This window comes from Chryseobacterium sp. FH1, from assembly GCF_000735135.1.
Taxonomy (GTDB): domain Bacteria; phylum Bacteroidota; class Bacteroidia; order Flavobacteriales; family Weeksellaceae; genus Epilithonimonas.
This window is the reverse complement of sequence record NZ_JPLZ01000006.1, coordinates 1,889,912-1,913,628: the sequence shown is the minus strand read 5'-3', so window position 1 is coordinate 1,913,628 and position 23,717 is coordinate 1,889,912. Positions and strand designations below refer to the sequence as shown.

The 23,717-nt window shown below is 35.7% G+C and carries 25 protein-coding genes and 1 other RNA gene; 22 read left to right on the top strand and 4 right to left on the bottom strand.

Annotation, left to right across the window (positions count from 1 at the left end; all coding sequences use genetic code 11):
- Positions 1-4 precede the first annotated feature (4 nt).
- The 3 genes from IO90_RS15605 to IO90_RS15595 all read left to right on the top strand — a co-directional run bounded on the left by IO90_RS15605 (position 5) and on the right by IO90_RS15595 (position 4,937).
- On the top strand, positions 5-2,572 hold the full coding sequence (locus IO90_RS15605; RefSeq protein WP_034968545.1) for a vWA domain-containing protein: 2,568 nt from the start codon (positions 5-7) through the stop codon (positions 2,570-2,572).
- Between the two features lie 103 nt (positions 2,573-2,675).
- Positions 2,676-4,067 carry a dihydrolipoyl dehydrogenase gene (lpdA, locus tag IO90_RS15600; RefSeq protein ID WP_034968542.1) on the top strand — a complete coding sequence of 464 codons (1,392 nt, stop codon included), beginning with the start codon at positions 2,676-2,678 and terminating at the stop codon, positions 4,065-4,067.
- Between the two features lie 66 nt (positions 4,068-4,133).
- Positions 4,134-4,937, top strand: a complete 804-nt coding sequence (locus IO90_RS15595; RefSeq protein WP_034968538.1) for a patatin-like phospholipase family protein — start codon at positions 4,134-4,136, stop codon at positions 4,935-4,937.
- Here IO90_RS15595 and IO90_RS15590 read toward each other — a convergent pair.
- Positions 4,909-5,706, bottom strand: coding sequence for an alpha/beta hydrolase family protein (locus IO90_RS15590; RefSeq protein WP_034968535.1), 798 nt, complete (start codon positions 5,704-5,706; stop codon positions 4,909-4,911). The two genes, IO90_RS15595 and IO90_RS15590, sit on opposite strands and share 29 nt — an antisense overlap.
- A 105-nt stretch (positions 5,707-5,811) precedes the next feature.
- Positions 5,812-6,639 carry an ion transporter gene (locus IO90_RS15585; protein WP_034968533.1) on the bottom strand — a complete coding sequence of 276 codons (828 nt, stop codon included), beginning with the start codon at positions 6,637-6,639 and terminating at the stop codon, positions 5,812-5,814.
- 119 nt (positions 6,640-6,758) lie between these two features.
- Between IO90_RS15585 and IO90_RS15580 the strand changes: the two genes are divergently transcribed.
- The 4 genes from IO90_RS15580 to IO90_RS15565 are packed head-to-tail and all read left to right on the top strand — an operon-like array spanning position 6,759 to position 9,571.
- Positions 6,759-7,214, top strand: coding sequence for an antitoxin Xre-like helix-turn-helix domain-containing protein (locus IO90_RS15580; protein ID WP_051878765.1), 456 nt, complete (start codon positions 6,759-6,761; stop codon positions 7,212-7,214).
- Positions 7,215-7,220: 6 nt separating this feature from the next.
- Positions 7,221-7,673, top strand: a complete 453-nt coding sequence (locus tag IO90_RS15575; RefSeq protein WP_034968531.1) for an RES family NAD+ phosphorylase — start codon at positions 7,221-7,223, stop codon at positions 7,671-7,673.
- A 12-nt stretch (positions 7,674-7,685) separates the two neighbouring features.
- Positions 7,686-8,783: a Nif3-like dinuclear metal center hexameric protein gene (locus IO90_RS15570; protein WP_034968528.1), complete on the top strand. Its 1,098-nt coding sequence runs from the start codon at positions 7,686-7,688 to the stop codon at positions 8,781-8,783.
- Positions 8,784-8,785: 2 nt separating this feature from the next.
- A complete protein-coding gene (locus tag IO90_RS15565; protein ID WP_034968525.1) occupies positions 8,786-9,571 on the top strand; it encodes a zinc ribbon domain-containing protein in 786 nt (261 codons plus the stop codon).
- 76 nt (positions 9,572-9,647) lie between these two features.
- On the opposite strand, the gene IO90_RS15560 is transcribed toward IO90_RS15565, so the two are convergent.
- On the bottom strand, positions 9,648-10,475 hold the full coding sequence (locus IO90_RS15560; RefSeq protein WP_051878763.1) for a GIN domain-containing protein: 828 nt from the start codon (positions 10,473-10,475) through the stop codon (positions 9,648-9,650).
- 146 nt (positions 10,476-10,621) lie between these two features.
- Between IO90_RS15560 and IO90_RS15555 the strand changes: the two genes are divergently transcribed.
- From IO90_RS15555 to IO90_RS15530, 6 genes are all read left to right on the top strand, one after another.
- Entirely contained in the window at positions 10,622-11,113 is a 492-nt protein-coding gene (locus IO90_RS15555) for a DUF4920 domain-containing protein (protein WP_034968523.1), read from the top strand.
- A gap of 332 nt (positions 11,114-11,445) precedes the next feature.
- Positions 11,446-12,282 carry a 1,4-dihydroxy-2-naphthoyl-CoA synthase gene (locus IO90_RS15550; RefSeq protein WP_034968519.1) on the top strand — a complete coding sequence of 279 codons (837 nt, stop codon included), beginning with the start codon at positions 11,446-11,448 and terminating at the stop codon, positions 12,280-12,282.
- 12 nt (positions 12,283-12,294) lie between these two features.
- Positions 12,295-13,584, top strand: coding sequence for a PQQ-binding-like beta-propeller repeat protein (locus IO90_RS15545; protein ID WP_034968515.1), 1,290 nt, complete (start codon positions 12,295-12,297; stop codon positions 13,582-13,584).
- Between the two features lie 2 nt (positions 13,585-13,586).
- Positions 13,587-14,516 (top strand): 1,4-dihydroxy-2-naphthoate octaprenyltransferase, encoded by a 930-nt coding sequence (menA, locus tag IO90_RS15540; protein WP_034968512.1) that lies wholly within the window; start codon positions 13,587-13,589, stop codon positions 14,514-14,516.
- A gap of 30 nt (positions 14,517-14,546) precedes the next feature.
- Positions 14,547-15,470 carry a tetratricopeptide repeat protein gene (locus IO90_RS15535; RefSeq protein ID WP_051878761.1) on the top strand — a complete coding sequence of 308 codons (924 nt, stop codon included), beginning with the start codon at positions 14,547-14,549 and terminating at the stop codon, positions 15,468-15,470.
- On the top strand, positions 15,467-16,150 hold the full coding sequence (locus IO90_RS15530) for a metal-dependent hydrolase (protein WP_034968508.1): 684 nt from the start codon (positions 15,467-15,469) through the stop codon (positions 16,148-16,150). The genes IO90_RS15535 and IO90_RS15530 overlap by 4 nt, the downstream gene beginning before the upstream one ends.
- Positions 16,151-16,214: 64 nt before the next feature.
- Here the strand turns inward: IO90_RS15530 and ffs are convergent.
- Positions 16,215-16,312, bottom strand: an RNA gene (gene ffs / locus IO90_RS18715) — signal recognition particle sRNA small type.
- A 133-nt stretch (positions 16,313-16,445) separates the two neighbouring features.
- On the opposite strand from ffs, the gene IO90_RS15525 reads away from it, so the two are divergent.
- The 9 genes from IO90_RS15525 to IO90_RS15485 all read left to right on the top strand — a co-directional run bounded on the left by IO90_RS15525 (position 16,446) and on the right by IO90_RS15485 (position 23,708).
- Positions 16,446-17,033: a DUF4199 family protein gene (locus tag IO90_RS15525; protein WP_034968505.1), complete on the top strand. Its 588-nt coding sequence runs from the start codon at positions 16,446-16,448 to the stop codon at positions 17,031-17,033.
- A gap of 85 nt (positions 17,034-17,118) precedes the next feature.
- Positions 17,119-17,373 (top strand): DUF6364 family protein, encoded by a 255-nt coding sequence (locus IO90_RS15520; protein WP_034968502.1) that lies wholly within the window; start codon positions 17,119-17,121, stop codon positions 17,371-17,373.
- Position 17,374: 1 nt separating this feature from the next.
- Entirely contained in the window at positions 17,375-17,800 is a 426-nt protein-coding gene (locus IO90_RS15515) for a type II toxin-antitoxin system VapC family toxin (protein WP_034968500.1), read from the top strand.
- Positions 17,801-17,819: 19 nt separating this feature from the next.
- Positions 17,820-18,782 carry a glycosyltransferase family 2 protein gene (locus IO90_RS15510; RefSeq protein ID WP_410492591.1) on the top strand — a complete coding sequence of 321 codons (963 nt, stop codon included), beginning with the start codon at positions 17,820-17,822 and terminating at the stop codon, positions 18,780-18,782.
- A 38-nt stretch (positions 18,783-18,820) separates the two neighbouring features.
- Positions 18,821-19,522: a GIN domain-containing protein gene (locus IO90_RS15505; protein WP_034968494.1), complete on the top strand. Its 702-nt coding sequence runs from the start codon at positions 18,821-18,823 to the stop codon at positions 19,520-19,522.
- 19 nt (positions 19,523-19,541) lie between these two features.
- Positions 19,542-21,263, top strand: a complete 1,722-nt coding sequence (locus tag IO90_RS15500; protein ID WP_034968491.1) for a phospho-sugar mutase — start codon at positions 19,542-19,544, stop codon at positions 21,261-21,263.
- A gap of 194 nt (positions 21,264-21,457) precedes the next feature.
- Positions 21,458-22,711: a pyridoxal phosphate-dependent aminotransferase gene (locus IO90_RS15495; RefSeq protein WP_034968487.1), complete on the top strand. Its 1,254-nt coding sequence runs from the start codon at positions 21,458-21,460 to the stop codon at positions 22,709-22,711.
- 59 nt (positions 22,712-22,770) lie between these two features.
- Entirely contained in the window at positions 22,771-23,244 is a 474-nt protein-coding gene (locus IO90_RS15490; protein ID WP_034969369.1) for an antitoxin Xre-like helix-turn-helix domain-containing protein, read from the top strand.
- The gene (locus IO90_RS15485) at positions 23,244-23,708 is read left to right on the top strand and encodes an RES family NAD+ phosphorylase (protein ID WP_034968484.1); all 465 of its coding nucleotides are present in this window, start codon (positions 23,244-23,246) and stop codon (positions 23,706-23,708) included. The genes IO90_RS15490 and IO90_RS15485 overlap by 1 nt, the downstream gene beginning before the upstream one ends.
- The last annotated feature ends 9 nt before the right edge of the window (positions 23,709-23,717 follow it).

Here is a 23,717-nt window from a genome sequence, read left to right as displayed (position 1 = left end):
AAAAATGGAAAATCAAGATATCGATAAAATGTTCAGCGAAGCCGGAAAATCAGCGGAAGAAAAACCAACTTTCCCAAATTTCGAAAAAGTGTGGCAAAACGTTGAAGAAAAATTAGATAAAAAAGAACAAAAGAAAAGAATCATTCCACTTTGGTTGCCTTACGGAATGGTTGCTGGTTTGGCTTTGACCTTTGGCGTATTATATTTTGTGAATGATAAAGATTTGAAAATTGAACCTCAAATCGCATCAAACGATTACGGAAAACCTATCAATCCTAATCAAATAGAAACGCCGAAAAAAGTTGAGGAAATTAATACAACTTTTGAAGAGAATTTGTCAAAAACTCCTATTAAACCTACGGATGCAAAAGAGATTATTGCTTACCATATTGTAAGAACGGAAGATGGAATTTCTACATCAGCTCCAATAGCTCCAAGTGCGATTGTTGCTCCGCCAATGATTTATCAAAATTCTTCTCCTGGGGCTGATGCAATTGCTCCGACAGTTCAGTATGAAGTTAATGAAATCAAAGCTGAGCCTAAATCAATTGTTGATAATAAAAGAATTAAAGTTGAGCAAGAAATGATAGATAATATGGCATCTCAGCAAAGTCAGAAAGATATTGAAAGCGTTGTAGTTGTTGGTTATGGAAAAGCAAAAAAGAAAGAGCTTAGTAGTTCTATTAACCAAATTTCTTCAAATCAAATTGAGAATCGTCCAAATGCGAATGTTCTTAATGCTTTACAAGGGCAAGTTGCAGGTGTTCAAATCTTAACAGATAAAGGAGTTCCGGGCAGTTCTCCAAAAATAATTTCTGGGGCATATGGAAATCCTTATTATAATTCTCCAAACATTTCTTCTAGCGATTATTATATGACAGCCCCGAAAATCAAGCTTCAGAATCAAAATAATATAACAATTCGTGGAATTGGTTCTTTAACTTCAAACAATCAACCCTTATATGTTATTGATGGAATTCCTTATGAGAATGCGGATTTAGGTAATATCAATCCTAATAAAATTGATAAGTTGGAAATTCTGAAAGATGCTTCTGCCACTGCACTTTATGGAACTAGGGGAGCAAATGGAATAGTTGTCATAAAAACTAAAGGTTTGTCCAAAAAAGAAATTGATTTGCTTAATAATCCACAACCTGTTCAAAATCAAGAATCTTACGATGAATGGAAGGAAAATCAATTCGAATCCGCAAAAGCCAATCCACTTTCGACATTTTCAATTGATGTAGATAATGCGTCATATTCCAATGTTCGACGAATGATAAACAACGGACAGAAAGTGGATAAAAATGCCGTAAGAATCGAGGAAATGATTAATTATTTCAAGTACGATTATCCTCAGCCAAAAAGCAATCAGCCATTTTCCATCAATACGGAATACAACGATTCGTCTTGGAATCCAAAACATAAGCTGTTGAAAATCGGTTTGCAAGGTAAAACTTTGAATGATAAAGAATTACCAGCTTCCAATTTGGTTTTCCTAATTGATGTTTCCGGTTCTATGAATGAGCAGAATAAATTGCCGTTGCTGAAAACTTCATTCAAAATCTTGTTGGAAAAATTGCGTCCGCAGGACAAGGTCGCAATCGTCACTTATGCAGGAAGTGCAGGCGTAGTTTTGGAGCCGACGTCTGCTAAAAATAAAGAGAAAATCCTGACAGCTTTGGAAAATCTAAGCGCTGGCGGAAGTACAGCCGGCGGTCAAGGAATTGAATTGGCTTATAAATTAGCGCAGGAAAACTTAGTTAAAAAAGGAAACAACCGTGTGATTTTGGCGACAGATGGCGATTTCAATGTTGGTGTTTCCGATAATTCTGAACTTCAAAAATTGATTGAGGAGAAGAGAAAATCTGGAATTTATCTCACTTGTCTTGGTTTCGGAATGGGAAATTACAAAGACAATCGTCTGGAAATGCTGGCTGACAAAGGCAACGGAAATTACGCTTACATTGATAATATGCAGGAATCGAATAAATTTCTTGGGAAAGAATTTGCCGGAAGTATGTATGCGATTGCGAAAGATGTAAAGATTCAAATCGAGTTTAATCCGAAGTTCGTAAAATCTTATCGATTAATTGGTTATGAAAATAGGAAATTAAAAAATGAAGATTTTAAAAATGACAAAATCGATGCTGGAGAATTGGGAATTGGTCATACGGTGACAGCGATTTATGAAGTCATTCCAGTTGGTTCAGATTCTGAATTCAGTCCGCAAGATGTTGATTTGAAATATTCTAAGAGTGATTCTAAAAACGAATTTGGAGACGAATTGGCAACAGTGAAATTCCGCTACAAAAATCCGGATGAAGATGTAAGTAAAGAATTAATTCAGACCATCAAAGATTCTAAAAATCAATTGAATAATGCTTCGTCAGATTTCAAATTTGCATCGTCTGTGGCTTGGTTTGGTTTGGTTTTAAGACAATCGGAATTCATCAAAGACAAAGACCTCGATAAAATCATCAATTTTGCGAAACAAGGAAAATCCAACGATGAAGATGGTTACCGTTCAGAATTTATCCGACTGATTGAAAGCTACAAGCAGATAAAGTAAACTTCTCAATATTAAATTTTTGAAAAGCAACTCCAAGAGTTGCTTTTTGTCATATTATGCTTTCAATAATTTTCCGTAAATTCGCTAAAATTTTTTAATCACAATGAATTACGATATTATTGTTATTGGAAGTGGACCTGGCGGTTATGTGACTGCAATCAGAGCTTCTCAATTGGGTTTCAAAACAGCCATCATCGAAAAAGAAAATCTTGGCGGAATCTGCCTCAACTGGGGTTGTATCCCAACAAAAGCGTTGTTGAAATCTGCTCACGTTTTCAATTATCTGAAGCACGCAGAAGACTATGGTCTTAACAAAGTGGAAAATCCAGGCTTCGATTTTTCAAAAGTTATCCAAAGAAGTAGAGGCGTGGCTTCCAAAATGAGCGGTGGAATTTCTTTCTTGATGAAGAAAAACAAAATCGATGTCATTATGGGAACTGCCACTGTGAAAGCTGGTAAAAAAGTGACCGTTGTAGATGCTGAAGGAAAATCAACTGAATATTCCGGAACCAACATCATTATCGCAACTGGCGCACGTTCCAGAGAATTGCCAAACCTTCCTCAAGATGGTAAAAAAGTAATCGGATACAGACAAGCATTGTCTCTTCCTGAGCAACCAAAATCTATGATTGTTGTAGGTTCTGGCGCTATAGGAATTGAGTTTGCTGATTTTTATAACGCAATGGGAACCAAGGTGACTGTTGTAGAATTCTTGCCAAACATCGTTCCTTTGGAGGATGAAGAAGTTTCAAAACACGTGGAGAAATCTCTTAAAAAATCAGGGATTGAAATTATGACCAACGCTTCTGTAGAATCTGTGGATACTTCTGGAAACGGCGTAAAAGCTAGCGTGAAAACAGCTACTGGAAATATTACTTTGGAAGCTAATATCTTGCTTTCCGCGGTTGGAATTGCTTCAAACGTTGAAGGAATTGGACTTGAAGCAGTAGGAATTAAAACTGAAAAAGGAAAAGTTCTGGTTAACGAATGGTACGAAACTTCTGTTCCAGGATATTACGCGATTGGTGATATCATCCCAACTCAGGCTTTGGCTCACGTGGCTTCTGCAGAGGGAATCACTTGTGTTGAGAAAATCAAAGGTCTTCACGTAGAAGCGATTGATTATGGAAATATCCCGGGTTGTACTTACTGTCACCCAGAAATTGCTTCTGTTGGTTTGACTGAAAAACAAGCGAAAGAAAAAGGTTACGAAATCAAAGTTGGTAAATTCCCATTCTCAGCATCTGGAAAAGCTACGGCTAACGGCGATGTTGATGGATTTATCAAAGTTATTTTTGATGCTAAATACGGTGAGTGGCTTGGTTGTCATATGGTTGGTGACGGCGTTACCGATATGATTGCTGAAGCTGTGGTTGCGAGAAAATTAGAAACGACAGGACACGAAGTTCTTAAATCTATCCACCCGCACCCAACTATCTCTGAAGCTGTGATGGAAGCTGTAGCAGCTGCTTACGGTGAGGTGATTCACATTTAATAAGAATAACATAATATTCATATATAAAAACCGCAGATTTTTCTGCGGTTTTTTTAATTTTACTTAATGGAAAATTCGAAGATAGGATTGGTTTTATCCGGAGGTGGAACGCGTGGATTGGCTCACGCAGGTGTTTTAAAATTTCTAAATGAGAAAAACATTGAACCAGACATTCTCTCTTGCTGTAGCGCAGGTTCCATCGTTGGTTCTTTGTACGCCGTTGGAAAATCACCGGAGGAAATTTTGGATTTTTTCCAGTCGATTTATTTTTTCAATTGGAAACATTTTACGTTCAATCAGCCGGGATTTGTTTCGTCAGCCATTTTCACAATGTATTTGACACCTATTTTCCAAGATATGACGATTGGAGAATTGAAAAAAGATGTCAGAATCGTAGCGACGGAATTGATAACAGGGCAACAAAAAGTTTTTGAAAAACATTACAAAGTTGTCGATGCGATTATTGCTTCGTCCTGCATTCCCGGTATTTCCACACCTTATTTTATCGGAGAAGAGATGTACAGCGATGGAGGTGTGCTCAATAACTTTCCTGCAGATATTATTAATAATGAATGCGACAAAATGATTGGTGTTTACGTGACGCCACCTCAAGATGTGGAAGCGCAAGATCTTAGAACAATAAAAGCGGTTACCACAAGAGCTTACGAACTAGCGTCGCATCGAACAGAGATTTTCAAATTCGCTTATTGCGATTGGTTTATCACTTCCAAAAAGTTGTCGAAATATGGAATCTTCGAAAGGAAACCTCAGAATATGGAGGAGATTTTCAATATCGGTTACGAGGAAGCCAAACGAACTTTTCTTGATAATGAGGAAGAATTTACAGCAATGTTTTCAAAAAAGGAATGATTGCCTGCCAGTTTTCCTCAGCATCGTCGTGGAAAGAAGAAAGCGCAATAGTTCCGTGATGTCCTTTGGTTTTTGAAGGGAGATAAAATTGCTTTTTCGATTTCACAGAATTGAAAATCGGTTTCCATTTTGATTCCTCATTTCTGGCTGAAGAAGTATAGACCGGGATTTGAACATCCTTCGCAAAGTCTGAAATATTTTTGTTTTCAATCTTGAAATATTCTCCCGGCGAGTAGGCGATGATCGCCTTGTAATCTTTTGGATTTTTCGAAGCCATATAAAATCCTAAAGATGCAGAATATGAACTTCCCCAATAGATTATTTTTCTTGATTTGATTTTATTTTTAGCGTAATCAAAAGATGCTTCCAAATCAGGAATCACGTCTTCGAAAGCGGTAGATTTACCAAGTTTTAAGGCTTCTTTGTTTGTAAGATTTGTGACTTGATTCAGCATATCTCCAGAACGAAGATCAACAGCTATAACATTGAACCCTAAATCTACTAATCTTGGAGCTATATTTCTAAATTCGCCCCGGCTAAATCCAGCTTGATGATAAAGTATGATTAATGGATTTTTTCTTCTATTTGAGTAATAATCTGCGTAGACATTTAATCCATCGGATGTTGGAAAATTCACAGTTTTATAAGTATGACTTTTTACCTTGAGGATTTCATTAGTTTGCTGATTATCGGAAATCGATGCACTTGAAGAACAACTGCTTAAACAATTAATTAGGATGATCCAAGGTATGAAATAGAGGTGTTTCATAGAGATTTGTTTAAATAGTTCTTATAACAATATTGCGAATTTAGTTCCTATTAATCAAATTTAATTGTTTATTTATAATTATTTGGTAATCAATGTTAATTATTTTTAAATTATTTTCTCTCCACAGATTTTACAGAAACGTGCGTTTTCATCATTGTCATCGTTGCCACATCTGTTGCAACTGAAGCTATTCTTCTTTTGCTTTCTGAATTCTGAAGTCACAATTCCCGTCGGAACCGCAATGATACTGTAACCACAAAGCATAACGACAATTGAGAGCATTTTACCAATTGGCGTTGCCGGAGAAATATCGCCATATCCAACAGTGGTTATAGTGACAACCGCCCAATAAACACTTTGTGGAATACTGCTGAATCCATTTTTTCCATCTTCTATCAAATACATCAATGATCCAATCATTATAATGAAAATCACCATAAACAGTAAGAAAATATAAATCTTTCGTGAACTTTGTCTCAAAGCAGAAACAATAAAGCGCCCATCGTGCATATAATCCGCAAGGTTGAAGATCCTGAAAATCCTCAACATTCTCAACATCCTGATAATCGCAACAAAATGCCAAATTGGAAAAAACAAACTGATGTAAAAAGGAATAATTGACAGGAAATCTATCACACCTAACGGGCTGAAAATATACTCCTCTCTATCTTTCACACAAATAATCCTTAGAATATATTCGATTGTAAATATGATTGTAATGAAAAATTCTGCGTAATAAAACTCCTTATAATATTCTAATCTAAAAATAGGAATCGTTTCCACCATCAACAAGGCAGTACTGACGAGAATTAGAAACAACAAACAAATGTCAAAGATCTTTCCAGCTTTTGTGTGAGACAGATAAACGGTTTCATAAATCTTCTTTCGCCATCCATCTTCCGGAATCAGATCGAACTCTGGTTTTATTTTCATTACATCAAATTAAAGAATGAAGGTAATGTAAAAAATATATATAAGAAAATAAAAATAATAGACAAAAGTCTTTTTTATTTGGACAAAAGTCGTAGCTTTGTGAGAGAAAATACGAGACAATGAAAAAATACAAAACAGCAGACCCGACAAACAAAGTTGCAGAACCAGTAGCCGTATATGGCTATCACAATTTTGATGATGGCGGTATTCTAAGAATGATAGAAATTGCAGAACGTGGTATTTCTTTCAAACTTTTTGATAATCTTGTGAAAAAGTTCCCTTTCAGTTTTCAAGAGTGGGCTGGGTTTCTTCATATCTCTGGTAAGACATTATCCCGTTACCAAAAAGAAGAAAAAACCTTTGACACATTGCAATCTGAGAAGATATTGCAAATAGAAATGCTCTACAAAAGAGGCGAGGAGGTTTTTGGTTCATCAGACTACTTTTTGATTTGGTTGCAAGCAGAAAACCTGGCTTTAGGCAAAACAAAACCACAAGACCTGATTGGTAGCAACTTTGGAATCTCTCTTCTAATGGATGAGCTTACAAGATTGGAGCACGGTATTTTAGCGTAATCCTTGATGGTTGTTTACAGGCTTTCAAAAGAAATCTACGCTAATGACCTTTCTGGAAAAGGCGCAGAAATAGCTGGTGGACGATGGAATAGCAAGGGAAACGCAACATTGTACACAGGACAATCTATAGCACTTTGCGTTACTGAAATTGCCGTTCACATTCCGCTTGGAATCATTCCAAAAGATTATCGATTGGTCCATATTGAGATTCCAGATATTGAGTTTTTTGAGCCAAAAAGGTTTCCAAAAGACTGGAATACTTTTCCACATCTGGACGCTACTCAAAAGATGGGTGACAAATTTCTCAAGGAAAATAAATTTTTGGCAATGAAAGTTCCGTCCGCGGCGGTTCAAGGGGAATTTAATTATATTATTAATCCTCGAAATGGCAATTTTAAAGATGTCAAAATCAAAAAAATTGAAAAGTTTACTTTTGATGATAGATTGTTTATCAGATAAAATATTTAATTAATGAAAATCAATGAATTTATAAAGGAGTTTGAGAAATTGATTCCGATAAAACAAGCTGAGAATTTTGATAATGTTGGTTTGCTTTGTGGAAATCCAGATAGGGAAATCTCAGGAATTCTGGTTGCTCACGACGCTTTGGAATCGGTGATTGATGAATCTATTGAAAAGAATTTCAATCTCGTGGTTTGTTTTCATCCGATTATTTTTTCTGGTTTGAAATCAATCACTGGAAAGAATTATGTTGAAAAAGCCATTTTGAAAGCTTTGGAAAACAAAATTGCAATCTATGCAATTCACACGGCTTTTGACAATGATTATTTTGGTGTCAATTATAAAATTTGCGAAGTTCTTGGATTGAAGAATCAAAAAATATTGATGCCGAAACAAAATCAATTGAAGAAATTGGAAGTATATGTTCCGGTTGATTCGGCCGAGAATTTTAAAAATGCTCTGTTCCAGGCTGGTGCGGGAAATATCGGTTTTTATGATGAATGCAGTTTTTCAATTAATGGAAACGGAACTTTTCGTCCTTTGGAAGGTTCGAATCCGGTAACTGGAAATCATAACGAAAGAGAAAATGCGGACGAAGTTTTAATCTCTGTGATTTTCGAAGATTTCAAAAAAAACCAAATTCTCTCAGCGATGAAACAAAATCATCCATACGAAGAAGTAGCTTATCAATTAATTTCTCTCGAGAACGAAAATCATTACACTGGTTTGGGAAGATTCGGAGATTTGGAAAGTGAAATGAGAGAGGAGGATTTCTTACAATTTGTAAAGGAGAAATTTGACCTTAAAGTCATAAGACACAGTTCTTTAATTAATAAAAAAATTAGAAAAGTTGGCGTTTTGGGCGGAAGTGGAGCAAGCGGAATCAAGTCTGCATTGTCTTCAAAATGTGATGCTTACCTCACGGGCGATGTGAAATACCACGACTTTTTCTCGGCAGAAGACAAAATGCTGATCTGCGATATCGGACATTTTGAATCGGAACAATTTGTAACTCAACAATTATTTGAAATATTGTCCAAAAAATTCACTATATTTGCCATCGCAAAAACGACTAAGAAAACAAATCCTGTTAATTATTTTATATAGATATGGCTGATAAAAAAGTAAACGAAATTTCTGTTGAAGAAAAACTAAGAGCACTTTACGATTTGCAGATCATTGATTCCCGTTTGGATGAGATCCGCAATACAAGAGGCGAATTGCCAATTGAAGTAGAAGATCTTGAGATAGAAATTGAAGGTCTTAACAAAAGAGCCCAAAAATTCGAATCTGAAATTGCTGAGCAAAATGCAGAGATCAATGAGAAAAAAGATCTTATGAAAAGCGCTCAAGTATTGATTGACAAATATAAAACGCAGCAAGATAACGTTAGAAATAACAAAGAATTCGAAACTTTAGCAAAAGAAGTTGAGTACCAGGAATTGGAAATTCAGTTAGCTGAAAAAAGAATCAAGGAATTTGGAGGGAAAATAGATCACAAAAAGGAAACTTTGGCTGACCTTACTTCTAAAATCGATGAACTAAACAACCACTTGGTTCACAAGAAAAACGAGTTGGAAAACTTGGTTTCTGAAACGCAAAAAGAAGAAGATTACTTATTAGAAAAATCTAAGGAATTTGCTGAGAAGATCGACCAAAGATTGTTGGTTTCTTACCAAAGAATCCGTACTGGATCTTCAACAGGTCTTGCAGTTGTAGGTTTGGAAAGAGGAGCACCAAAAGGTTCTTTCTTCACAATTCCACCACAGAAGCAAATGGAAATTGCTCAGAGAAAGAAGATTATTATCGATGAGCATTCTGGAAAAATCTTGGTAGATGATGAGTTGGTAAACGAAGAAACTGCAAAAATGGAAAGCATTATCAAATTCAACTAAGAAGCTGATAATCAAAATATAAAAAAGAGATTCCAAAAATTTGGGATCTCTTTTTTTTGTAAGAAAATAATATGTTTTATCGGATATTGACAGATCCCGAACTGCTTTCATTTTTGGTTACTTTATTCAGATCACCTCTTTTGATGACATTGATGTCTCCGCTAGAAGATGCGCTGGCCGTAAGACTTGTACGAACACCAATTGTAATATCTGCTGAAGAAGAGGTTGTAAGAACCGCGCTTTCTGCGGTAAAATTTTCAGCCTTTATATCTCCTGATGAAGAGGACTGAGCACTTACATTTTCCGCTTTTCCCGTGATTCTAATATCTCCGGAAGAAGAAGTTTGAAGATTCAGGTTTTTTGCGTTCACATCTCCGCTGTAATCGCCACTGCTAGACGCTTGGATATTGACATTGTTTCCGTTGATGTTTCCTTTGATATTCCCAGAGCTTGAAACTTTCACGTCCAAATCCGAGAATTTGAAATCATCTTTCAACAAGATACTTCCGCTGGAGCTGGCTAACAATCTATCAAAATCTTTGGCATAAACTTTAATTTTAATTCTATCAGTCGATATGCTAAGTTTTCTTTCTGATTGGATTTTCACGTGCACTTTTCTTCCTTCTTGCTTTACAATCACATATTGCATCAGATCAGACGGAGCATAAACAATGATTTTTTCTTCATTAGATTTATAAACTTCAGCTTTCAAAGAAGTTGAAATCTGCAATTCATCAAAATCAACTGCATAGGATTTCTCAATCACATCACCTTTTCCAGAGTCGCCCAAAAGATTGGAAAATATCGCTTCCGAGCCATTTTCGCCGTCACTGCCTTTGGTTTGGATGCAAGAGAAATTTCCTACAGAAGCCAGAAATACGAGAGATAAGAGTTTAATTTTCATAAGATATATATTTATTTGATTTTCAAAAGTTAGAATTTAATAATAGTAAGACAATCGAAAGTAAGAATTCATTACATCAAAAAATTATTTTTTTTCATTCTAAATAATTTTTTAAATTTACAGCATTAAAAAAACAAAGATTTATTATGAAAAATATATTATTCGCCTTCGTTTTGATTGGATTATCCGTTTCCGCTTTTGCACAATCTGGCCCACCAGCTGGCGATGCTAAAGTTGGAGAATACTACGGTCAGGACGTTTCCGCAAAAACCGTCAAAAAAGCCATTTCACCAGACGAATTGAACAAGGAATTAAAAACAAAAAATAAAATCGCCAAGACTTCCGTCAAAGGAAAAATCACGGGCGTTTGTCCTAAAAAAGGATGTTGGGTGAGCGTTGCTACAGAAAGTGGCGAGTCCTTTTTCGTTAAGATGAAAGATTACGCATTCTTCGTTCCGACCGCTTTGGAAGGGAAAACCGTCGTTTTGGAAGGCAGTGCAGAAAGCAAAACCACCTCTGTGAAAGAGTTGCAACATTATGCAGAAGACGCTAAAAAATCACAAGCGGAGATTGACGCCATCACAGAACCAAAAACCGAAACCAGATTCTTGGCAAGCGCGATAAAAGTTGTAGAATAATTAATTTCAACATATAAATTACAAGCTTCAGATTTTTCTGAGGCTTTTTTCTTTGGGCGTATCCCTTTGTTTTGCTTTCACATTTAGTTGATCGAAAGAGGTTTTCCATCAAGCAAAAACAAGCGGGTCGGGCTATCCACTACTATCTTTTTTTGCCAACGCTTTTCCCAAGCCAAAAAAAAGGATATCCGCTTCTATCCCTTACGCGCTGGCGCAAGAATCACGCTTTGCAATAGTTAGAAATTTTCCATAAAATTGTCTTTTCCTCATTTACATAATTCCTTTGAAACCCCATCAATTCTGCTTATATTTACACTCTAAATTTTCAAAAAATGGCAGATTGGAAAACCGTTAAAGAATACCAAGATATTACTTATAAAAAATCAAATGGCGTTGCAAGAATTGCGATCAACAGACCAGAAGTCCGCAATGCATTTCGTCCAAAAACAACCTCAGAACTTTACGACGCATTTTACGACGCTTACGAAGATTCTTCGATTGGCGTAGTATTGCTGACAGGCGAAGGGCCAAGTCCTAAAGATGGCGGTCACGCGTTCTGTAGCGGTGGCGATCAGAAAGCACGTGGACATCAAGGTTATGTGGGAGAAGATGGAAGACACCGACTTAATATTTTGGAAGTTCAGCGTTTGATCCGTTTTATGCCAAAAGCTGTGATTGCTGTTGTAAACGGCTGGGCAGTTGGTGGTGGACATTCGCTTCACGTGGTTTGTGATTTGACTTTGGCAAGTGAAGAGCATGCAATTTTCAAACAAACCGATGCGGACGTTACAAGCTTCGACGGAGGTTATGGTTCTGCTTATTTGGCAAAAATGGTAGGTCAGAAGAAGGCAAGAGAAATATTCTTTTTAGGAAGAAATTACTCAGCAAAAGAAGCGGAAGAAATGGGAATGGTAAACGCCGTAATTCCACACGCAGAATTAGAAGATACCGCTTACGAATGGGCTCAGGAAATCCTTGCAAAATCGCCAACTTCCATCAGAATGCTAAAATTCGCTATGAATCTGACAGACGACGGAATGGTTGGACAACAGATTTTTGCAGGTGAAGCAACACGTTTGGCGTATATGACAGAAGAAGCAAAAGAGGGTAGAAATGCCTTCCTAGAAAAGCGAAAACCTAACTTCGGAGACGATCAATGGATCTCATAATTAAAAAAAGTTATGAAAAAAAAATACACCATTCTTTCTATTTTTTGCTGTCTTTTTTTTGTGAATGCGCAGAAAAAAACAGCGACACCTTCAACAAACGATAATACCGGAATCGTTCCTTCAGTTGCGCCGGAAAGTAAATCCAATCAGTACAGTAACAATAAAATCCTTACTACAGAGGATATTGTGATTACAGAGGACATCAAACCAATCACTGGCAAAGAAAAAGTTCTGTCGGACGCATTCATCATTTACAAAAACGACGGAACAGTGGTCTCTTATGATTTAGAGTCAAAAAAACAAAAGTGGGAATACAAATTCACAGATGGCTCTAAAGAAAAAATGAGAAATGGTTTTAATATAGAAAATGGAATTTTGTACGTCGCGAGTAGCAAAAAACAGCTTGTTGCACTCAATGTGAATGACGGCTCTGCCTATTGGAAAAACGATATAGGCTTGGAAGATATAACAAGAAGATATGCCACCAATGGGCAGTTTCTTCCCATATCAAAATCTTTGATTTTCCTACCTACTTTCAATAAAAACCTTTATGCTTTTAATAAAACAACAGGTCAGCATATTTGGAATTATCAAATGCAATTCGAGTTCAACCAATATTCTCCAGCAGTTACAGATGCTTATTTGATTGTTCCTAATGCGCCTTGGGTGTATTGTTTCGAAACGCAAACAGGTAAAGCACTCTGGCAAAGGGGTTTTAAAGATCGCCCAATGTACACACTTCCCAAAATTGACGATGAGAGAGCTTATGTAGCGGACGAAATTGATATGGTGTATGCGCTGAACCTGAAAAATAACGCCAACATAGATTGGGAATTCAAACTGGGTGAGAAAGAATCCAAAATTGGCGAAACTATGATTTTGAATAATGGAATCCTATATTTTGCAACTTCTTCTGGTTTGAGTGCCAAGAAAAAAGCAAATGTGTACGCATTAGATTCGAAATCAGGAAAAAGTTTATGGAAAACAGAGATCGAAGAATTTGGCAAAATAAAATCATTGCAACAATTTGAAAATACTATCATTGGATTTGCTGAAGGTGAAAAGAATTTCATGTTTGTGGTTGATAGTAAAAATGGCAAAGCCAAGACAGTACTGCAACCAAAAGAAAATGCCATTTCCAATGTTGTAAAATATAGTCAGAATTCTGTCGCTTTCCTAACAAGAAATTATTTTATGATCTATGATTTTACCAAGAATACTTTTGAGGAGCAAGCTTTAAACATCAATGACCCAGAGAAGAGCCGTTTTGATGTTTACATGGAAATTATTAGAAAAAAATAAAAATGATCGATTGGATACAAGCAGCTCGACTGCGAACATTACCACTTTCTATGAGTGGAATCATTATGGGATCTTTTATTGCAAAGTGGCGGATTTCTGAGGAAGGTGGATTTTGGGATTGGAAGATTTTTGCATTGGCCATTCTTGTTACTTTGCTATATCAGGTCTTGTCAAACTTTGCCAATGATTATGGTGACGGCGTGAAGGGAACCGACAAAAATAGGATAGGAGAAGCAGAACAAAGAGCAGTTGCTTCGGGAAGAATTACCGCAAATCAAATGAAAAATGCAGTGATTCTATTATCATTATTAGCATTTGTTGCGACGGTTGCTTTGTTGTATGTCGCATTTTACCCAACTCATACAAGAGAATTCTGGATCTTTATCGTTTTGGGAGTGGCTTGCATTTTGGCAGCTATTGGATATACAGTTGGTAAGAAACCTTATGGATATTTAGGTTTAGGCGATATTTTCGTGTTCATCTTTTTTGGTCTAGTTTCGGTTTGTGGGAGTTATTTTCTCTTTACAAAATCATTCAGCTGGGATCTTTTATTTCCAGCAACAGCCATTGGAATGCTAAGTATGGCCGTTCTGAATCTGAATAATATGAGAGACATCGTGAATGATGAATTAGCTGGCAAGAAAACTTTAGCATTGAGATTAGGTTTCAAGAATGCTATGATTTACGAGATTATTCTGTTACAATTACCAATTCTGCTGATGTTGGCTTTTTTGATGTACAACGGATTTCAGGAGCGAGGTTTGTATTATCCATTCATTGTGATGATTTTGATTTTCCCTTTTATGAGACTCAGACGGAATGTAATGGCTGTAAAAGAGCCAAAAGATTTGGATCCTTTTCTAAAACAAGTTGGGATTTTGACTTTCTTAATGTCAATATTGACTGCTTTCGGACTTAATTTTTTCAATTAATATTTTAAAATTATAATCGAGTTCGTAATTATGAGGAAAATTTCATTTTTATTAGCATTTGTTATTTCAAGCTTTGCCTTTGCTTGTCTTAATTATTCTGTTGTAGGAACTGATGTTAAAGGAAATCAAATTGAAAATCAAGAACACGAAAGATATGTTGCAGGTCTTTACATTAATGAAATTAATAAAGAGGATGTTGAAGAACGTTCATTAATTGATTTAGAAGAATATAAAAAGACAAAAAATCTTGACAGCTATTTAAATTATGCTACTTCATTAGTTTATTTAGGAGAATATGATAAGGCGATTTCTATATTCAAAGAAATAGAAGAAAAGCAACCTAATAAATATGAACTTGCTTCAAATTTAGGAACAACTTATGAATTAATTGGAGATAATAAAAATGCTCTGATTTGGATAAAAAAAGCACTACAATTAAATAAAGATTCTCATCACGGTTCAGAGTGGATTCATATAAGGATTCTTGAATATAAATTGGGAATTATTCCATTGGAAAATCTATTGGGTTTTGATTTTGGAAAAGAAAAAAATCCAACATCTAAATACTCCACGAAGCAATTAGAAGAATTCTCTCAAGCTTTAGCATATCAATTATCTGAAAGAACTCAATTTGTAAAACCAAAAGAGCAAATTGTTGGAAAACTTTATTTTGATTTTGGAAATTTATTGGCTTTAACAAAAGATTTAGAAACAGCAGTTGAAGCTTATGAATTATCTGAAAAATATGGTTACAATAGTCCATTATTCAATGAAAGATTTTCTCATTTTAAAGAATTAATTAAAGAAAATTCTGATTCAGGAAAAATTATTTCTGAAGATTTATTAGAAATTTTTAAATATTATACACATAAACATAAGATCATAATTTTAACTATAATAAGTTTGATTTTTATATCACTTATTCTCATCATAATTAAAAAAAGAAAAAAATGAAAATAAAATTCCTCGGACAAAACTGTTTTTTGTTCACATACAATGGAAAAACGATTCTTTCCGATCCTTTTTACAATTATCAAAAAGACAAATCTGGTTTTGACATCACCGCTCAAAAGATAGATTATATTCTCATCACGCACGCGCACGGCGATCACACGGCAGACGTAAAAGAAGTTTTAGAAAATCATCCGGATGCAACAGTAATCGGTCAACCTGAGATCTGCGGGTATTTTGGACATTCCAATAATATCGACATCAACTTCGGAGGTTCTGCTAAATTGGAAAAGTTAAAGATCTCTATGGTTCCAGCATTGCATACGAGCTCATTCCCAGACGGAACTTACGGCGGATTGGCTTCTGGCTATATTTTCAGATTTTCGGACGGGAGAAACCTTTATCTAGCTGGTGACACTGGCGTGAGTTCTGAGATGAGTTTATTTCCTGAGATTTTCGGAAAGCTTGATTTATCGATTCTTCCAGTTGGAAAGCATTACACAATGTGCCCAAGAAAAGCGGCTTTCGCAGCGTCAGAATTATTGAAAACACAAAAGGTTATTGGTTGCCATTTCGATACTTTTGCACCGATTGAAATCAATCACGAAGAAGCCAAAAAGCATTTTTCAGATAAGAACATAGAATTTGTTTTGCCAGAATTGGGACAAGAATTTGAGTTCTAAAAAAATTAAGAGATCAAGTAATTTAAAATTAAACCGTCTTGATCTCTTAACTTAAAAAAATAAAAAATGGCAAGCTACCTAAATCACACCGCTACGACCAATTACCTTTGCTGCGTTCCCACCCTGGAGGATTCTCAGGAGCTGGTTGTTTAGGACTTGCCGGTGCAAAGATATAAAAATTAAGAAATAAGAAAAAGGAAAATTGAGAAAAGAACGATATTAAAATGTAGGAGACTGACAGTCAGTTTCAAATATTTATTGTTTGACTTTAATTTTCATAAAATTAAATTTAATTATGACAAAAAGCCCTTTAGTAGCAGGTTTTATTTTATTCTCTATCACAATGTTGACCTTCTTCATTGTTTACTATTTTTTCGCCAATGCTAATTATTGGATTACCACGATGCAGGTCAATGCTTTCGGGATGACTTTTCTGTACGTTTTCGCTGGTTTTGCTTCAACTTATTGGTTAAGACAAGGGACGCGAATCACTTATCCTCAAGCTTTTAAACAAACATTCGTCACGCTTTTTGTAGGTGGAATCTTATCTATGTTTTCAATCTTTGCCTTTCTCAATTATGCAGACACAGATGCAAGAGATATGTTGAATCATCAATATGTGCAGACAGAACTTAATAATCTAGACGCAGCTTATGCGAAGAAAAAAACGGAAGTTGCCAATCACAAAGATCCTGCGAAAGTAAAGGAACTGGAAGAGGATTACAAAAATGCCAAAATTGCAAGGGAAGTAGCGATGAAGGAAGACCGCAATTATTTTTCATTCAAATTTTTGTCGGCGATTTTCGGTGGATTTTTGTTGTTCTATTTGATGCTATCCATCATCATTGCTGGTTTTATGAAGAATAAGAAAAGATACGAATAAAAGTTAGATGGCTTTTCAAAAATCATTCATAAATTATCAATTATCATTTATGAATTAATACGTATCTTTACTAAAACAACACGTAATGACAACCAAACTGACTCTGACTGTAGAAAAATCGGTCATAGAAAAAGCTAAGAAATATGCAAAAGGTACTCAGAGAAGTCTTTCTGAGATGGTGCAGAAGTATCTTGAATCTTTAGGCGAACCTGAAAAAACTAAAGAACCAACTGCAAAAATGAAAAAGCTTTTGGATAAAATCCCTAATGACATTCCTCAATATACAGATGAAGAATTAGAGGAATACACGAGAGAATATTTGGAGAAAAAATATTCATAAAATGATTTTTTTCTTGGATACCAACATTATTGTTGATTTGCTACAGAGGAGACATCCACATTTTGACATTGTTTCGGAAATCTTTAATTATTCGACCAAAGAAAATATCGAACTTTATGTTTCTTCACACAGTATTGCAACATTGCACTACATCTGCAAAAAAAATATTAAAGAGACTCTATTAAGAGAATTAATAGATGAAATTATGAATTTCATTAAAATAATTCCTATTGATGAAGAAATAATTAGAAAATCTGTAAAGTCCAACCACAAAGATTTTGAAGATGCAATCCAGATTTTTTGTGCTCATAAAATCGAAAAAATCAATGGAATAGTAACTAGAAATCTAAAAGATTTTTCCACTTCCGAAATTCCTGTTTTTGCACCAGATGAAGCATTAAATCTCATTCAAAAGAAATATCTTTGAACTCTTAAAATCAATCAATTTGAACACCCTCAATTTATCCATTATAATTCCTTTGCTAAACGAGCAAGATTCTCTGGAAGAACTCTTCAACAGAATCGACACCGTTTGCAGAAACAACAAATTGTCTTACGAAGTTTGGTTCATAGATGACGGAAGCACCGACCTTTCCTGGTCCATCATCGAGAATTTGAAGATTCAAAATCCACAGATTCACGGGATCAAATTTTCAAAAAACTACGGAAAATCACAAGCACTTCACGCCGCATTCGAAAAAGTGAATGGCGATGTCATCATTACAATGGATGCTGATTTACAAGACTTTCCAGAAGAGATTCCAGAACTTTACGAAATGGTAAAACTTGGAAATTATGACATCGTTTCAGGTTGGAAAAAGAAGCGTTTTGATAACGTGATGACCAAAAATATTCCTTCAAAATTATTCAATTCTGCGGCCAGGAAAGTTTCTGGTGTTTCACTTCACGATTTCAATTGCGGATTGAAAGCCTATAAAAAACAGGTCGTAAAATCCATTGATGTTTATGGCGATATGCACCGCTATATTCCGGTTTTGGCGGCCAATGCTGGCTTTAGAAATATTACTGAAAAACCAGTTCAACACCAGGCAAGACCGTATGGAACTTCGAAGTTTGGGACGGAAAGATTTGTTCGTGGATTTCTTGATTTGGTCACGCTTTGGTTTGTCAGCAGATTTGGCGGAAGACCGATGCATTTCTTTGGCGCAGCGGGAACTTTGATGTTTATCATAGGATTTTTGTCAGCCATTTGGTTGGGAATTTCAAAACTGATTGATGTCTATATCTTCAAAGTTTACGGAAATCTGATTGCCAACAATCCTTGGTTCTTCATTGCTTTGACGATGATGATTATGGGTAGTTTACTTTTTGTAGCTGGATTCTTAGGTGAATTGATTATCAGAACGAATCGTGAACATAAGAATTATCATATTGAGGAATTAATTTAAATGATATAATTTAATTAATTTGGTAAATCATTAATCTTATGAAAAATCTATTTTACTTAACTCTAATTTTCATAGCAGTTTCCTGCGGCAAAGTAAAACCAAAAGGCGAGATTCAATCGAAAGATGTGGAATTGGCTGAGTTTTCAAAACTTAATCTGAAAGGGAAATTCCGCGTATTTTACGTGCAAAGTCCACACAATTTTGTGAATGTAGAAACATATCCAAATATCTTTGAAAATCTGCACATTGAAATTAAAGACAAACATCTTTACATCACGGAAAACAGTGAGACGGAGAAAGTAGATTTCTATAATATTACCATTTACGGCAAAAATGCTTTTGATGATATTAAAATAGCTGATTCTGTGGAACTTAATATCTCCAGCCAGATGAAAGTTGAAAATTTTTCCTTGAATCTAAAAGATAATGCTAAATTTATCGGTTCAGTGATTTCAGAAAAGTCGAATATCGAAATGACGAATAAAAGTAGAGCTAATCTTTTGGGTAAAACAACTTTAGCAAAGCTTAACATCAAAGATACAGCGAGCATCATTGCGCCATATTGGTACATCAAAGATTTGGAAATTGATTCTCAAAACGGAAATTATGCGGAATTGAATGTGGATGAAGAAATCAAAGGAAAACTGAAAAATACTTCGAAACTGGTTTATTACGGCGAGCCTTCCAAAAAAGTGAATCTCACCGAAAAAGCTACGATTGAAAAGAGGATAATAAAATAAACAAAAAACTATAAATAAAATGTCTGACACATCAACATTAGATAAAGCAAAACTTTGGCTTTCAGAAACATTTGACGAAGAAACAAGAAAAAAAGTTCAAACTTTGATTGATTCCGAATCTCCTGATCTGGAAGATTCTTTCTACAGAGAATTAGAATTTGGAACAGGCGGAATGCGCGGTATAATGGGCGTTGGAACCAATCGTCTTAATAAATATACATTAGGACAAGCGACTCAAGGTCTAGCCAACTATCTTCATCAGCAATTTTCTGGCGAGGAAATCAAAGTGGCGATTGCTTATGATGTAAGACATAATTCTAAGGAATTCGGGAAAGTGGTGGCTGATGTTTTGACGGCAAACGGAATCAAGGTTTTGTTGTTCAAAGACCACCGTCCAACACCAGAATTGTCTTTCACCGTTCGTGATAAAAAATGTAATGCTGGAATCGTTTTGACAGCTTCCCATAATCCACCAGAATATAATGGTTACAAGGTTTATTGGAATGACGGTGCGCAAATCGTTCCACCAGATGACGAAAATATCATCAGAGAAGTTTATGCAACCAAATTCGAAAATATCAAGTTTGATGGAAACGATGATTTGATAGAGTGGATTGGCGAAGAACAAGATGATGTGTATGTTGATGCTTGTATGGAAAACTCTCTTTATCAGAATGTTGGTAGAGACAACCTTAATATCGTTTTCACATCGATTCACGGAACAACTTACACAACAGTTCCAAAAGCTTTGAAAAAAGCTGGATTCACAAAGTTGGATCTTGTGTCAGAACAAATGATTCCAAGTGGAAATTTCCCCACTGTTTCTTCTCCAAATCCAGAAGAACCAGCGGCACTTTCTATGGCGATGGATCTTGCAGAGATTACCAATGCTGATATCGTAATCGGAACAGATCCAGATGGCGACAGATTGGGAATTGCTGTGAGAAATCTTGAAGGCGAAATCCAGTTATTAAACGGAAATCAATGCAATACAATTCTTACTTATTATATATTAGATCAATGGAAAAAAGCGGGGAAAATTACCGGAAAAGAATTCATTGGTTCTACGATTGTAACCTCTGATATTTTCTTTGATGTTGCTGAGAAATTCGGTGTTGACTGCAAAGTTGGATTGACCGGTTTCAAATGGATCGGGAAAATGATCCGTGATTTCGAAGGTCAGGAAAAGTTTATTTGCGGTGGCGAAGAGAGTTTCGGATTTATGACAGGCGATTTCGTGAGAGACAAGGATTCTTGTGGCTCTATCTTGACAGCTTGTGAGATTGCTGCTTGGTGTAAAGCCAATGGGACAACCGTTTATCAGTATATGATTGACATCTATAAAGAAGTTGGATTGTATTATGAAGGCTTGATCAATGTGGTGAGAAAGGGAAGAAGTGGTGCAGAAGAGATCCAGGAAATGATGAAAAACTTCCGCGAAAATCCTCCAAAAGAAATCGCTGGTTCTCCTGTGGAAGAAGTAAAAGATTTCAAAGAGCAAACTTGTTTTGTGGTTTCCAAAAATGAGAAAAAGGTGATGGATGATATTCCAAAATCTAATGTTTTGATCTATTACACGCAAGATGGAACTAAGGTTTGCGTGCGTCCTTCTGGAACCGAGCCGAAAATCAAATTCTATGTTTCTGTGAAAGATTCTATTACTTCTGAGCAAGATTTCGTAGAAAAACTGCCTAAGTTGGAAGAAAAAATTCAGCTTGTAAAGAAGGATCTGAATTTGTAATTGAAAATTTTATTTGATAAAAATATAACTCCAAATATTTTTAATAGAAAGTTCTCAATTACTAAAGTCACTTAGTTTTGAGAACTTTTTTTGTTGTGTAATTTGAATTAGTCAGTTACATTTAAGACCTTTGTAAAATCTAGTAAAGAATAAAATCAGATTATAAATCTGAATAATAATTTAAAATCAATAAAGTGAAAGTATCAAAACTAGCATCTAACCTCGTTGGTTCAGAGATCATCAAAATCGGAAATGAAGTGAATGACCTGAAAGCGAAAGGTGCACAAATCTCAAACCTTACTATTGGCGATCTCAATTCCAACATCTATCCAATTCCTCAGGAGTTGAAAGACGGAATCCAGAAAGCTTATAAGAATAACCTTACTAATTACCCACCAGCAAACGGTTTGCAATCTCTGAGAGCTTCCGTGAGTAATGATCTTAAAAAACGCTGGAATCTGGATTATTCTGCCAATGATATTTTGATTACAGCAGGTTCAAGACCTTTGATCTACGCTGTTTTCAAAACAATTGTGGACGAAGGTGACAAAGTGATTTACCCAATTCCTTCTTGGAACAACAACCATTATTCTTATTTGACGAGTGCCAATGCTGTGGAAGTCCAGACTCAGGAATCCAATAATTTCTTGCCAACAGCCGATGATTTGAGACCACATCTGGAAGGTGCCGTTTTGCTTTGTCTTTGTTCTCCACTTAATCCGACTGGAACAATGTTTACAAGAGAGCAATTATCTGAAATTTGCGAATTGGTCTTGGAAGAAAATAAAAGAAGAGGTGATGATGAGAAACCGCTTTATTTGATGTACGATCAGATCTATGCGATGCTGACATTTGGTTCAGATCATCACGATCCGGTAAGTCTTTTACCAGAAATGAAAGATTACACGATCTATGTTGATGGAACATCTAAATGTTTCGCAGCGACTGGCGTTCGAGTTGGTTGGGGATTCGGACCAAGTTTGGTGATTGACAAAATGAAAGCTTTGCTAACTCACGTAGGTGCTTGGGCACCGAAACCAGAGCAGGAAGCTGTTGCTGAATTTTTGGCTGATGATTCTGCTGTTGACAATTTCTTAGAAGATTATAAAGGAAAACTTAACAACAGTTTGAAAGAACTTCACGCGGGAATCCAAGATTTGAAGAATAGTGGTTTTGCAGTTGAAAGCATTTCGCCAATGGGTGCACTTTATTTGACCATCAAATTGGATTACCTAGGGAAAGTTGCTCCAGACGGTAAATTAATTGAAAATTCTACAGATTTAGTTTTCTATCTGATCAATAATGCAGGAATGGCTTTGGTTCCTTTCTCAGCATTTGGAAATGACAAGTCAGTGCCTTGGTTCAGAGCATCTGTTGGCGGATGTTCGCTAGATGATATCAAAGATTGTCTGCCAAAATTGAAAAAAGCGCTTGAAAATTTGAAATAATTGGAAAAAATTCGTTTTTGACTTGGAAAAATTTCTATCTTTGTGGAAAGGAAAAAGAAATGGCAACAAATAGAGAACAACGCGATTCCAACAAAAATAGAGTAGAAGAGCCAATAGCCTCTTATGGAGCAGTCACTTCTGTGTTCAATAGATTTGCAATAAAAGATGACTACAAACTGTTGAAAAAAGCAAGAGAAGGCTTGAAAACAGACGTATTCTATTCACTTGCTGATGCCATCAAGATGCCAGAGAAAGCTTTGGCATCTGTCATCAATCTTTCTCCAAGGACCATCAGCAATTACAGAGATCAAGAGAAAGGCTTGGACCCGATCTACAGCGAGCATCTATTAAAATTGATCAATCTTTATAGTTTTGGAAAGGAGATCTTTGGAAATCTGGATGAGTTTACCCTATGGATGAACCGTCCTTTTTGGAATTCCAGTGATAAGCCGATAGATTTTATTTCCACTTCTGGAGGTGTAGATCTGATCTACGAAGAGATAGAAAAACTAGCCCAAGGTTATCCTGTATAATGCTCGTCTACAGAATCGTACACAAAAGATATGCGGACTCTCTCTTTGCGAGTGGCTTGGAAGGACGATGGAACTCCGAAGGTAAAAAAGTACTTTACACAGCCGAGAGTATTTCTCTTGCCTATTTGGAAACATTGGCGCATCGGAAAGGATTGGGATTCAATAAGGACTTTAAAATTATGGTCATCAAAATTCCTAGCAATGCAGAAATCCAAACGGTTGAATCTTCTGAATTATCGAAAAGCTGGCGGGATTTTAGGAATTATTTTGATTGTCAAAAGATTGGAAATGCTTGGTTTGATGCTGATGAAAAGCTATGTTTAAAAGTGCCTTCCGCAGTCGTTCCTGAAAATTGGAATGTCGTCATCAATACCTTTCATAAAGATTTCAAAAAAGTAAAACTAATTGACGTTCTCGACTTTGAGCCTGACGATAGATTGGAAGCTATTATCAAAAATCAATAAAAATAAAAA